We start from the raw sequence: 12,132 nt of genomic DNA, 5'->3' as shown, positions 1-12,132 counted from the left end.
TACCCTCGGCCGCGTGCTGGAGATTCCCGAGTCCATCCACGCCGAGATGATCGGCCATGCCATCCTCGGTCTACCCGATGAAGCGTGCGGGCTCTTCGCCGGACCGTTCGGTGGCGACCGCGTCGAGCGGTTCTTCCCGATGACCAACGCGGCGAAGTCCAGCCAGATCTATCAGCTCGACGGCCAGGAGATGATGGACGTCGAGCGCACCGCTGACGACGCCGGCATCGCGGTGATCGGGGTGATGCACTCCCACACGCACACCACGAACTATCCGTCGCCCACCGACGTCGCCGACGCCGCCCGGTTCGACCCGTTCGGGGCCTGGCGGTTCGTCATCGTCTCGCTCAAGCACCCCGATCCGTCGCTACGCAGCTATCGCATCCTCGACGGCGACATCACCGAAGAACCCGTCACCATCCACCCCTGACCCTCACCCCGTCCCAAAACCCCCGAAATTGAGGCGACTTCACCACCGCCGCGGTGGTCAACTCGCCTCGAGAAGCCTCGAGAAGGGGCTGGGGGGATGTGATGGGGGGGGTCAGAGGCGGATGGCGCCGGCGAGGATGCGGGCGTGGAGATCGGTGTCGAGGGGGACGTAAGTCTCCGCGTTGGCATCGAAGAACCAGATCGGGTCGGGGAGCGCGGGATCGAACCCCTCGGCGACGGCGTCCTTCTTGCGGTGTTTGAACGTGGTGGTGATCTCGACCTCGGTCTGCAGGCGCAGGAACATCGGCCGGGCGTAGGCCGCCAGATTGGCCGCGACGTGACCGGCCGCGGCTTCCGGCGAGAACTCGTCGTCGACCACGACGGTGGCCATCCCGGCGCGGCCGTCGGTGCCGGGTACCTCCACCCCGTAGACGTTCGCCTCGAGCACGCCGTCGCAGGCTCCGAGGACGGCGGCGACCTCCGCCGTCGAGACGTTCTCGCCCTTCCAACGGAAGGTGTCACCGACCCGGTCGACGAAGAAGTAGTAGCCGTCCTCGTCGCAGCTCAGCAGGTCGCCGGTGCGGAAGTAGGCGTCGCCGTCCTTGAACGCGTTGCGCAGCACCTTGCGTTCGCTGGCCTCGTCGTCGGAGTAGCCCTCGAACGGCGTGACGCTGGTGATGCGCATGATCGCCTCGCCCGGCTCGTTCGGCCCGACCTCGATCACATGGCCCTGCGCGTCGCGCTCGAGTTCGTCGGCGGCGACGTCGTAGCGCACGAGATGGATCCCCATCCGCTTGGCCAGCGCGGGGCGTAGCCGGCCGATCGCACCGATGCGATTGTCGAGGTTCACCAGCGAGCCGGTCCCCTCGGTGGCGCCGTAGAACTCGATGATCCTCGGGAGCCCGAAACGGTCCTGGAAGGTGGGCCACACGTCGGGCCGCAGTCCGTTGCCGACGCACACCCGCAGCTGGTGGGCCCGTTCGAGCGGATGGCTGGGGCTGTTGGCCAGGTAGCGGCAGAGCTCACCGATGTACTGGAAGGCGGTGGCCCCGAAGCGGGCACAGTCGTCCCAGAAACGGCTGGCGGAGAACCGACGGGTGCTGATGGCGGTGCCCCCCGTCAGCAGGGCCGCTCCGAGGGCCATCACGCCGCCGGCGGTGTGGTACATCGGCAGGGTGACGTACATCCGATCGTCGGCCCCGAACCCGATCATGGCCGCGGCGCCGCCCGCGACGGTCAGGAATTTGCCGTGGCTGAAGCGGGCGGCCTTGGGCAGCCCGGTGGTGCCGCTGGTGTAGATGAAGAAGAGTGGATCGCCGTTGACCAAGCCCGCGCGCACGGACGCGTCGGGCCGGTCGTCTCGGTAGTCCGCAAGCCCGGTCTCGGCGGCGTCGCTGCCCCATTCCCATTCGGTCAGCGCGTCGTCGGTGCGGGCCTCGGCCCACTGATCGGCGAGGTCGGGATCGATGATCAGGTGCTGCGCACCGGACACGCCGATCGAGTGGCGCAACGGTTCGCCGGTCAGGTTCGTGTTGATGAGCGCGGTGACCACCCCGACCTTGGCGAGCCCGAGCCAGGTGCCGACGAACTCGGGGCGGTTGTGCATGAGCAGCGCAACCACGTCGCCCTTGCCGAGCTGCTGGGCGATGGCCCAATGGGCGACGCGGTTGGCGTGGGCATCGAGTTCCCCGTAGGTGACCTCGCGGCCGTCGTCGTTGGCATCGATGATCGCGACGTGATCACGGCGGCGGTCGACCACCTTCTCGAAGCGCACCCCCACGGTCGAGGCGCTCGAGGCCCGATTCTTCGCCGCCTCCGGGGCGATCCGGCCCAGCGCCTGCAACATGCGCAGGTCGCTCTCGATTCGTTCCCTACGACTCAGCCGCGAGTGTGTTGTCCCCATGGGCCGACGATAGGCAACCGTGAGGGTTGGCGCTGGACTCCCACCGACTACAATCCCGAGTGAAATGGTCGGATTTAGGAGTCGTTCGTGGTGATCCACAATTCGGTGCTCGACATGATCGGCAACACGCCGATGGTCGACGTCAGCCGGCTGAGTCCGAATCCCCGCGTCCGCATCTTCGGCAAGATGGAGGGCCAGAACCCCGGCGGTTCGGTGAAGGACCGCATCGCCCGGTCGATGATCCTGGCCGCCGAGGCCGACGGCACCCTCACCCCGGGCAAGACCCTGATCGAACCGAGCTCGGGCAACACGGGCATCGCGCTGGCGATGATCGCCAAGGAGCGCGGCTACCCGATCAAGATCGTGCTGCCCGAGAACGTCAGCGTCGAGCGCCGGCAGATGCTCGCCGTGTTCGGCGCCGAGATCATCGACTCGCCCGGCGCCGAGGGCAGTAACGGCGCAGTGCGTCGGGCCCAGGCCCTCGCCGACGAACATCCCGAGTGGGTGTTCCTCTACCAGTACGCCAATGAGGCCAACCCGCAGGCCCACTACGACACGACCGGTCCGGAGATCTGGGCCGACGTTCCCGACGTCACCCACTTCGTGGCCGGGCTCGGCACCAGCGGCACGCTCATGGGCGTCGGCACCTACCTCAAGGAACAGAACCCCGCCGTCAAGATCCTTGCCGTCGAACCGCCCATCGGTGAGATGGTCGACGGGCTGCGCAATCTCGACGAGGGCTACATCCCGCCCGTCTACGAGAAGTGGGGCGGCCCCGACCTGCTCGACGGCAAGCGCATCGTGCGCCCGCGGGAGTCGCTCGAGTGGGTTCGCAGGCTCAGCGAGATCGGGATATTCAGCGGCATCTCTGCCGGCGCGGCCATGGCCGGTGCGGCCCGCACCGCCGAGAAGATCGGCGACGAGGACCCCGAGGCCGAGGCGACGATCGTCTTCATCGTCTGTGACGGCGGATGGAAGTACCTGTCCACCGGTGCGTGGACCGACGACCTCGACGAAGTGGTCGAGCGGGCCCAGAAGATCATCTACTTCTAGGACCGGCGCAAGATCGCCGTCAGGGGCCAGGCTCGGATCCGAGGATCGTCGCCCGTCCGGTGCGGCGCAGCGTGATCCGGTCGAGGTCCCCGACGGCGGGCGCCATCACGAGGTCGACATCGAGCGACAGGGTCACGGCGATGACCGTGCGACCCTGCGCATCGGTGGTGACGACGACCGTTTCCACACTGGCGGTGGAGAGCGATCCGGCCGCCACGGACGATTCGGCGATCGTTCGGGCGGCCGGTTCGCCAATCACGATGCCGTCGCCGTTGCGCAACCGAACCACGTCGAGTGCGGCGAGGGCGTCGTTCGCCGCCGATGCGGCAACGGACTGGAGTTCGCGGGCTCGCACCTGGGTGAGCGCGACGTCGACGGCGATCGCACCGAGCAGGAGCATGATCAGCGCGGCGGCCGGGAACAACAGCAGCACGGTGCCACGATCGCTCGCCCCTGTCGAAGCCGATCGCTGGTTCAACCCTCTTTCCTTCAACACTGGCGCTTTCAGCACTGCGCCACACCGTCGAGGCCGTTGCGAAAGGGGTCGACCACTTCGGTGTGGCTCGACTCGACGGTCGTAGCGGACCCGAAGCCACCCAGGAACGGGATGGCGATCGCCGGCACGTCATAGGTCACCCGCACCGTGACGCGGGCGCACCGCCCGAAGGAGTCGGCGAGAACGGGGGAGTGGACGGTTGCTCGATCGTCGCCCCGCCCGTAGGCGTCGAGGGTTTCCCGGGCCCGCTGTGTGGCCGTGCGGGTGGCCTCGGTCTCGGTCGTCGACTCGACGAAAGCTCGGGTGGCTTCTCGTGCGGCTGTGGTGACGGCGAACTTCGCGTCGATCACGCCCCACACGTTGACCAGTAGCAGCGTGAGACTCACGAACACGAGGAATCCGAAGGGCAGCACCTCCATACCGCCGACCTGCCCGCGATCGCCTCGGCACCTCTGGTTGTTCGGCAGGGTCACCGGTCGTCCTCTACCCGCACCTCGATCGTGCGGTCGAGCTCGGAGAGTGACAGCAGACCTCCCAAGCGCGCGGGAAGGATCGAGGGATGAGTCGCCACCACACGTACACGCACCACATCGGCCGACGCGCAGGTCCACTCGAGTCGCGCCCGCCCCGTTTCGGCGTAGGCGCCGAGATGATCCCGGAACGCGGCCTCGGCGTCGATCGCGGCGCCGCATCGGTCGCTCGCCGAATCGAAGGACGCGACCTCGCGGGCCGCGTCGTGCGCCGCTGCGGTGACCATCGATGTCGCGTAGAGGTTGAACAGCACCTGCACGGCGGTAAACATCAACAGCAGAAAGACCACGAACGCGGCGGCGGTGCCGATGGTGCCGACGCCTCGGTCGCCCCGGGCGACGACCGCCGGGCTCACGGCGCGCTGGCACCGATGTTGCCGACCTCGCGCTCGATGTTGGCCTCGGCATCGGTCCAGATGCCGTTGAAGGCAACCCACATGGCCGCGCCGATGAACGCGACGATGAGGACGGCGATCGCGGTGCTGATCACTCCCTCCCCACGGTCGTCGGTGAGCCGGGTGGCGGAACGATCGGCGGTCCGGGCGTTCGTGTGTCGGTTCATCTTCAGGTGCTCCCTCTTGCTTGTCGGTTGTCGGTTGATGAATCTCGTGCGACTTCGTTCTGGGTGGTGGTGCCCACTACGGCGATCCGAACAGGCTCAGCGCGTCGAGAAACGGCACCGCCATGAGCACAACTCCGGGGATCAGCGCCGCGACAGTCACCGGGACCCAGACCTGTTGATTGCGCCGCTCGATCGTTTCGATGAGGTTGCGCTGCGACTCCTGGCGCATCGAGCGGGCCTCGTCGCTGATCAGCCGACTGAGATCGGCGGTCTCCCGATTCATCGCCAACACCGAGATCAGGCGGTCCAGCGCATCGACGTCGGCCAGCTCGCCCCACTCGCGTAGGGCTGCCTGTTCGCTCAGGCCCTGCTGCATGCGCTGGGCGACCCGTCGCAGGTCGGCCGAGCAGTTGCCGCTGCCGCGCGCCGAGATCCGGTGCAGGGCTGCCCCCAGAGACCACCCGGCCGAGGTCAGCATCGCCAGTTGTTCAGCGACGACTGGGAGCTCGAGGAGCAGTCGCTCCTGCCAGGCGCGAGACGCCTCGGCGACCTGTTGCTCGAGCAGGAGGAATGCGAGCAGCGGCGACCCGAACACCAGCAGCATCGCCAGCGGTGCGGACAGCGTCAGCGCGACGGCGATCGCAGTGCCTCCGGCCACGGCGGCACCGGCCCAGGCCAACTGGCGGACACGAAAGCTCGTGGCGTCGAGGGGGGAGTGGATCCTCCGAAGCCGAACGGTCAGCTCCTCGCTCACGCCGAAGAGGCGGGCAATCCGTTCACCGGTCAGGCGGGCCAGGGGAGCGACGACCTCGCGGAACGAGGCCACCGACAACACACCCGCAGTGGTCGACCGCACTGCGCCCGGCGCGTAGGGAAGCAGTCGATCGCCCATGCTCGGACGGCGAAACCACCGTAGTTCCGAGAGGAGGAGGGCCGACCCGGTGAAGATCATCAGTCCGGCGGCGACGAGTGTTCGCGTCATCTCAGCTCCTGAACACCCGCTGGGGTTCGGGGAGCCGCATCACGCGGCCGGCCCAGAACCAGCAGAGCATGACGAGGGCGATCGCGAACATCACGATGGCCTGCCCGGTGGCCGACCGATATGCCTCGCGACCGTTGCCGATCGACGCGCCGGCTGCGGCCATACCGGCGGGAACGAGGAGCACGAAGACTCTGGCGAACCTTGCCCCGGCTTGGCGGCTCTGGGCGTCCTTGCGTCCCTGCACGTCCGCTCGGCGGTCCTCGGCCAGCGCCTCCAACCGTCGATCGAGATCGGTTCCCCCGAGCTCGTGGGCGAGGAGCAGCGTCTCGCAGGTCATGTCGGCGGTCGGATCGGCGAGGCGGTCCTTGAGTACGGTGAAGGTGGCACTCAGGTCGGTCGTGAGCAGCCATTCGCGCTGGGCAGCGGCGAAGACGGGCCGAAGCTCCGCAGGCCCCCGGGCGCCGACCTCGAACAGGGCTTGTGGGATGGACCGCCCGAGGGAGGCGGTCTGGACCCGCACCTCCTCGATCATGCGCGGCCACGCCTCCTGCGCTCGGCGCCGACCGGCAAGACGTCGGTTGCGATAGGAGGCGACCGGGAACGAACCGCCGAAGATCCCGATACTGAGGGCGGGCGCGACGCCGCCGAACGCGACGTAGCCGACGAGCGCGCACAGCACACCGAGAGCGGCGACCACGCCGAGGAATGCTCGACGATCGACCTCGTCGAGACCCGCTTGATGGAGCCAGGCGTCGACGTCGACTCGACGAGATCGTGTCGATCCGCTCACCCGGACGCCGATGCCCCAACCTCGATGATCGAGTGCGAGCGCGGAGTAGAGGAGGCCCGTACCGAGCGCGGAGAGAGCGGCGACGCCGAGCGTGATCATGGGCCGTCGAGTCCTGCGGCGGCGAACGCGTGATGGAGTCGAACGGGTCGGTTCTCGGTTCGCTGCAACGAACCACCGGGCTCGCGGCGAAAGAGCTCGGTGGTGGTGAACTGGTTTCCGTCGGCTGCGGCGGCGAGATCCTCGACCGCGATGATCGACGAAACCCGAGGCCCATCGGCCGTGCGAACGCAGTGCACGACCACATCGATCGCTTCCGACACGAGGTTGTTGAGCGCGGACATGGGGAGCTCGTTGCTCGTGTCGGCAAGTTGGCAGATGAACCTCAGCCGACTCAGCGCCTGGCGTGCCGAACCGGCATGGATCGTGGTGAAGCCCTTGACGCCCGACGAGAGGGTGAGCAGCAGCGGGAGGGCCTCGCGGTCGCGAACCTCGCCCACGATCGCGACATCCGGCGCCATTCGCAGAAAACCGGAGACGAGTCGACGGAGGTCGATCTCGGGTCGGTCGGGTCGGCCGGGCCGGGTCTGCATGCTCGCGACGTTGGGGAGCGGAACGTCGGCCTCGAAGACCTCCTCGGCGATCACGACGCGCAGCGACGGATCCAGCTCCGCCGCACAACAGCTGAGCATCGTGGTCTTGCCCGCGCCGGGAGCGCCTGCAACGACGATGGTCTGGCGGGCCTCGACGCAGCGCCTCAGAAACGCCGCCGCCTCGTGGGTGAGCATCGCTCGCGCGACGAGCTCGTCGAGACTGCGGATGTCCACGCCGGTGAATTTGCGGATGTTGACCATCACGTGGCCGCCGCGTGACACGTCACTGTGGACGATGTGAAGCCGGGCCCCGGTATCGAGTTGAGCGTCCTGGAGTCCTTGGCTGGGGTCGAGCGTGCGATGCGCCTGTGCGGCGTCGTCGAGGATCTTGGTGAGCACCCGCACGACGTGGTCGTCGTCGTGGAACACCTCGTCGTGATAGCCGGAGGGCCCTCGATGGCGTTTGACGAAGATGCTGTCGGGCGCGTTCACCATGATTTCCCACACGTCGTCGTCGAGAAGCAATGGGGCCAGGGGTCCGTAGCCGACGAGGTTGCGCAGCGCTCGCTCGACGACCAGGTCGGCGTCGTGCAGCGGGTAGGGCCGTAGTCCGCGACGGTGATCGTCGTTCCATGTCTCGACCTCATCGGCGATGATCGCGGCCAGCGCGTCGGTCGAGCGTTCGGCGTCGAGGTCGATGGCCTCGTCCTTGGCCCGGTCCTGGACCCGTCGCTCGACGGCCAGGAGAGGGTTGGCGTCACCGGCGATGCTCATCCAGCCTCCTCGGCCCACGCACCGAGCGAACCCGGGACGACCGGGACCGGCGAGCCGTCGAGGGACGGGTCGGGTGCGAACCTGCGGGGTGAAAGGCTTTCGAGCCGCCGGGTCAGCTCCCGGTGGATCGGTCGACCGACCTGGGGCGGTAGGCGGAAGCCGTCGCGAAGCGCGTCTTCGAGGTCGCCCCGCTCGGCCGTGAAGACCGGATTGCCCACCGGGTCGGCGTCGCCGGACAGAAGCGCGGCGAGGGCCCTGACCGCCTCGGCCCGCCGCCGAGCGCCCTTGGCCGCCCGTGCGCAGAGCGGCACGATGCGAGCTGGGTCGACGCCGTGGTCGCGTGTTGACCGGACGAGTCGAGCCAGGGAGTGGAGTCCCTTGGTGGAGGGATTGCCGACCGCGACCACGAGGTCGGCCCGGGTGATCGACGACCGAGCCATGGTGTTGCGGTCTTCCACGTCGATCGAGCCGGTCGTGTGTTCGCCCTCGGTGTCGGCGTCGACGTCGGCAACGACGATCCGGTAGGACCGCAGAAGCCCGTCGAGTGCCGCGTCGAAGGCCCGGGGCCTGATCGCCGTCCAGTCGCGATGCCGTCGGAGTCCGAGCATCAGGTGGTACCCCCGGTCCTCGACCTCGAAGGTGAGCGATCGCACCACGTCGATGGGCGGCCGAGCCGCGCGGTGGGCCTCGGTGAGCTCCTGGATGCCGGGACTGAGCTCTCGAGCGTCGTGCAACATCCCCTGCTCGGCGTGCAGCGCCAGGTCGGCCAGCACGACCATCGCATGGTTGCTGGGTTCGGCGCCGAAGGCCTGGGCGATCGACATCGCGGTGATCGACGCGCCGACGCCGCCGGATCCGACGACGGCGATCAGTCGTCCCCGCCACGACGGTTCATCGACGGGCTCGGGGTGGGGGAGCGACGCAACGGCGGAGATCGGCACGGCGTGGTCGGCCAGGACCGTGAGCAGATCGTCGCGGCCGAAGGCGGCCGGCAGCACTGCCGCCACGCCCAGCTCGGTCCAGCCCCGGGGCACGGTGGGATCGACCGCAATGACGGCGGCGCCGGCACTGCGGACCGTCTCGACGAGGTCGCGGTCGAGTCCGCTGACGTCGCCGCCGACGAGCAGTGCCGAGTAGGCCCGACCGCCGCGGATGCGGGCCCGGACCTCGTTGGGTGACGCGCACTTCACGAAGTCGACGGGCACCACTGCCGTGCTCGACCAGCGGGCGAGATCCCGGAACCATGCGGCCCTGGGGTGGGCGAGTCCCAGCACGATCCAGCGGTCGCCGTTCATGTCGCGTCCTCGGGGTCCTGGCGCAGGATCGCCGGGTAGTCGTCGTCGATGACCCGACTGGTGAGCACGACGGTGAGTGACTCGTAGGAGAGCAGGGTGGCCGTGGCGACGTCGTCGGCCGATGTGAGGGCAACGGTCAGCCGGGCCGAGTCGGATGCCCCGAAGTCGGCGGCGGCGACCTGGTAGGAGAGCACCACGGCGTGTTCCAGTGCGGTGTGCAGTGCGGCGTCGGTGCTCGAGTAGGCGAGAATGGTGACCCGGTCGCCCTGCATCAACTGGTCGGGGGCCCGATCGACCGGCACCGGGAACGTCAGCTCGTGCACCGAGGTGACCGGCACGCCGTCGACCGATGGTGCGGCTCGGAGGTCGCGCTCGTCGACGAGCGAGCCGGCCCGCAGCGGTGTCAGGACGGTGGCACCGTCGAGCCCCGTGGTGGATCTGAGCACGGTTGCCGAGACCTCCGGCGCGAGATCCATGGGGACGGCGACGACGTCGTCGACGGACACGGTCGCGCCGGCGTCGACATCGCGGGTCAGCACGAGGTAGCTGGTGGAGGGCCTGTCGTCAGCACCGCTGGCCACGACGAACGTGCCCACGGCCGCAACGGTGACCAGCAATGCGCCGACCAGGGCGCGGCTGTTGGGCAGCCCCCGTCGGGGCCCGAAGGATCGTCGGGGTGCCTCCGGGGTCTCGTCAGTGTCGGGCGCGGTCACGTCGCCGTGCCCACTGGCCGGGGTGAGTCATCACCGAACACTCGCAAAGTGGGCGAAAGTGTGCGAAGGTCGGCGAATGGCTCCCGCTTCCTCATCAGACGGCTCCACCGGCGACTCGACCGAGGACGAGTCGGCCGACCGTGAGATCGAATGGCTCTCGACCCTCGCCGCCGCCGAACGGGTGGGGGTCACCCAGCGCACGCTCTATCGCTTCATCAACGAGGGGCAGTTGCCGGCGTTCAAGTTCGGTCGGGTGATTCGGCTCAAGAAGGCCGATGTCGACACCTACATCGAGAGCTGCCGCGTCGAACCCGGCTCGATGAGCCATTTGTATCCGGAGACCGCCGGGTCGAGCGACGACTGACTGGTGCAATAACATCTTGCAAGGATTACTCGCAAGATCGGCATTCTGTCAAGGTCGGGTCAGGGAGCGACCGCGGCCCAGGCTTCGGCCACCTCTTTGTTGCCACTGATCGTGGCGCCGCCGCCACGTCCCCACAGGTAGAGGAGCAGGTCCTCGGCGGGGCCGTGCACGGTTGCGTCGGCGACCGTGCCGGCGTCGCCGTTGCGGGCGACGAGCAGGGTGCCGTCCATGGCCCGGATGCGCCAGCGATCGGTGCCGTCGGTCCGCTCGAGCAGGACATCACCGTCGGGGTATTCCACGCTGCCACCGTCACCCCGGAACCGCATGCCGACGTCGAGGACCTCGTTGACGCCGTCGGTGGCCACCTCGGCGTCGATGTGTGACGAGATGCCGGCCGCGTCCTCGGCGTCCCAGCGGTGCACGACCGTCTCCTGGAGCATGCGCCGGTGGTAGAAGCCACCGTTGCGGCGGTCGGTCCACGACCAGACCGATTCGTCGGGACCGATATCGGCCAGCGCAACCAGCACCAGGTCGAGGCCGGCGCGACACCAGTCCCACGGGGCGGTCGGGTCAGCCGGTTCGTGGTCGGGCCACCGCTCGGGCTTCTGGAGCCGATTCGCGGTCCAGTGGGCCACCCGGCGGTGCACCCCGGTGGTGTGGATCGCGAGGTCGGTGTTGGTCCACCCGGGGCAGGCCCGCACCGTCGCGTCGGGCGCTCGTTCGGCCGCAGCGATGAGCGCCTCGCCGTCACGGCGGATCATCTGGAGGGCGGTCTCGAGATCGACGGTCATCAACGGCTCCGGGTCGGAAGTCGTGAGCCCTCTGCCCACTCGCAGCGACGGTAGCGGCCGATGTAGCGTCCGGGGTGCACGGCCGGGGTGGGGTGCACAGATCGGGGCAGACACGTGACGGACATCGCGGACAGTGGTCTCTCAGGTGGCGACTTCGCCGCCGGCGCCGATCGCTTCGTCGAGGACCTCAACGACGGTGTGCCGATCGCGGTCGCCCTCGAGGCGGCGAACAATGTCTCGGCGAGCAATGTCGCCCACTACCCGTCGGTCGTCGAGTGCGGCACCAGAATGCTTAGCGACACCGGGGAGATCGACATGAAGCGCCTGGCCGCCGAGGCGGGCGTGAGTCGGGCCACCCTCTACCGCTACTACCCAGACAAGTCGAAGGTCGAGGCCGAGGTCGCCCGCATCGGTATCGAGGGGATGGCCGACGCCGCTCGTCACGAGCAGGGAGTGGCGGCGAAGTTCCGGGTTGCGGCCGATTATCTCGTCGGCCACCCGGGGGAGGCCGCCGCGATCTTCCCCTTCGCGGCGATGGTCTCAGTGGGAGTGCTCGGCGCCGTGGTCGAGCAGATCACCGGCGACGAGTCGTGCGCGCCTCTCCTCATCGGCATCGCAGTGATGGCGGCCACCCCGCGGCGGCACGCACGCGACGAGGACCTGCTCCGCCGCTACATCGAGGACTGCGCCACGTCGTTGGGATGACCGAGACGTGGGTCAGGTGATTTCTGTTCCGTCGGGTCGGTGGGTGTGCCATTGGCCGGTGGGGTCTCGGCGGGTGGTGAAGTGTTTCTGTTTCCAGCGGTTGTGTTTGCCGCAGAAGGGTCCGCCGTTGTGCGGGTTGGTTTCGCCGCCGGTGG

General features: G+C 68.6%; 15 protein-coding genes. 4 read left to right on the top strand and 11 right to left on the bottom strand.

What is annotated here, in order from left to right:
* The first annotated feature begins 13 nt into the window (after positions 1-13).
* Positions 14-430, top strand: a complete 417-nt coding sequence (locus tag RIB98_06335) for a M67 family metallopeptidase (protein ID MEQ8840580.1) — start codon at positions 14-16, stop codon at positions 428-430.
* Between the two features lie 111 nt (positions 431-541).
* Here RIB98_06335 and RIB98_06330 read toward each other — a convergent pair whose 3' ends face one another.
* The gene (locus RIB98_06330) at positions 542-2,332 is read right to left on the bottom strand and encodes a long-chain-acyl-CoA synthetase (protein ID MEQ8840579.1); all 1,791 of its coding nucleotides are present in this window, start codon (positions 2,330-2,332) and stop codon (positions 542-544) included.
* An 87-nt stretch (positions 2,333-2,419) separates the two neighbouring features.
* Between RIB98_06330 and RIB98_06325 the strand changes: the two genes are divergently transcribed.
* Entirely contained in the window at positions 2,420-3,385 is a 966-nt protein-coding gene (locus RIB98_06325) for a cysteine synthase family protein (protein ID MEQ8840578.1), read from the top strand.
* Positions 3,386-3,404: 19 nt separating this feature from the next.
* Here the strand turns inward: RIB98_06325 and RIB98_06320 are convergent, their stop codons facing one another.
* The 9 genes from RIB98_06320 to RIB98_06280 all read right to left on the bottom strand — a co-directional run bounded on the left by RIB98_06320 (position 3,405) and on the right by RIB98_06280 (position 10,117).
* Entirely contained in the window at positions 3,405-3,818 is a 414-nt protein-coding gene (locus RIB98_06320; protein ID MEQ8840577.1) for a hypothetical protein, read from the bottom strand.
* A 71-nt stretch (positions 3,819-3,889) separates the two neighbouring features.
* A complete protein-coding gene (locus RIB98_06315) occupies positions 3,890-4,354 on the bottom strand; it encodes a hypothetical protein (protein ID MEQ8840576.1) in 465 nt (154 codons plus the stop codon).
* A complete protein-coding gene (locus RIB98_06310) occupies positions 4,351-4,767 on the bottom strand; it encodes a pilus assembly protein (protein MEQ8840575.1) in 417 nt (138 codons plus the stop codon). The genes RIB98_06315 and RIB98_06310 overlap by 4 nt, the downstream gene beginning before the upstream one ends.
* Positions 4,764-4,973: a hypothetical protein gene (locus tag RIB98_06305; protein MEQ8840574.1), complete on the bottom strand. Its 210-nt coding sequence runs from the start codon at positions 4,971-4,973 to the stop codon at positions 4,764-4,766. Before RIB98_06305 ends, RIB98_06310 begins: the two co-directional genes overlap by 4 nt.
* Positions 4,974-5,049: 76 nt before the next feature.
* Complete coding sequence (locus RIB98_06300) at positions 5,050-5,955, bottom strand: type II secretion system F family protein (protein MEQ8840573.1); 906 nt, start codon at positions 5,953-5,955, stop codon at positions 5,050-5,052.
* 1 nt (position 5,956) lies between these two features.
* Positions 5,957-6,844 (bottom strand): hypothetical protein, encoded by an 888-nt coding sequence (locus tag RIB98_06295; protein ID MEQ8840572.1) that lies wholly within the window; start codon positions 6,842-6,844, stop codon positions 5,957-5,959.
* The gene (locus RIB98_06290; GenBank protein MEQ8840571.1) at positions 6,841-8,109 is read right to left on the bottom strand and encodes an ATPase, T2SS/T4P/T4SS family; all 1,269 of its coding nucleotides are present in this window, start codon (positions 8,107-8,109) and stop codon (positions 6,841-6,843) included. Before RIB98_06290 ends, RIB98_06295 begins: the two co-directional genes overlap by 4 nt.
* Positions 8,106-9,404, bottom strand: coding sequence for a hypothetical protein (locus tag RIB98_06285; GenBank protein ID MEQ8840570.1), 1,299 nt, complete (start codon positions 9,402-9,404; stop codon positions 8,106-8,108). The genes RIB98_06290 and RIB98_06285 overlap by 4 nt, the downstream gene beginning before the upstream one ends.
* Positions 9,401-10,117 (bottom strand): hypothetical protein, encoded by a 717-nt coding sequence (locus tag RIB98_06280; GenBank protein ID MEQ8840569.1) that lies wholly within the window; start codon positions 10,115-10,117, stop codon positions 9,401-9,403. Before RIB98_06280 ends, RIB98_06285 begins: the two co-directional genes overlap by 4 nt.
* A gap of 76 nt (positions 10,118-10,193) precedes the next feature.
* On the opposite strand from RIB98_06280, the gene RIB98_06275 reads away from it, so the two are divergent.
* On the top strand, positions 10,194-10,481 hold the full coding sequence (locus RIB98_06275; protein ID MEQ8840568.1) for a helix-turn-helix domain-containing protein: 288 nt from the start codon (positions 10,194-10,196) through the stop codon (positions 10,479-10,481).
* A 59-nt stretch (positions 10,482-10,540) separates the two neighbouring features.
* Here RIB98_06275 and RIB98_06270 read toward each other — a convergent pair whose 3' ends face one another.
* Positions 10,541-11,311: a maleylpyruvate isomerase family mycothiol-dependent enzyme gene (locus RIB98_06270; GenBank protein MEQ8840567.1), complete on the bottom strand. Its 771-nt coding sequence runs from the start codon at positions 11,309-11,311 to the stop codon at positions 10,541-10,543.
* A 75-nt stretch (positions 11,312-11,386) separates the two neighbouring features.
* Here RIB98_06270 and RIB98_06265 point away from each other — a divergent pair, with 75 nt between their 5' ends.
* The gene (locus RIB98_06265; protein ID MEQ8840566.1) at positions 11,387-11,977 is read left to right on the top strand and encodes a TetR family transcriptional regulator; all 591 of its coding nucleotides are present in this window, start codon (positions 11,387-11,389) and stop codon (positions 11,975-11,977) included.
* The last annotated feature ends 155 nt before the right edge of the window (positions 11,978-12,132 follow it).

Source organism: Acidimicrobiales bacterium, from assembly GCA_040219515.1.
Taxonomy (GTDB): domain Bacteria; phylum Actinomycetota; class Acidimicrobiia; order Acidimicrobiales; family Aldehydirespiratoraceae; genus JAJRXC01.
The sequence above is the reverse complement of the archived record's forward strand: the minus strand, read 5'-3'. Positions and strand labels throughout refer to the sequence as shown.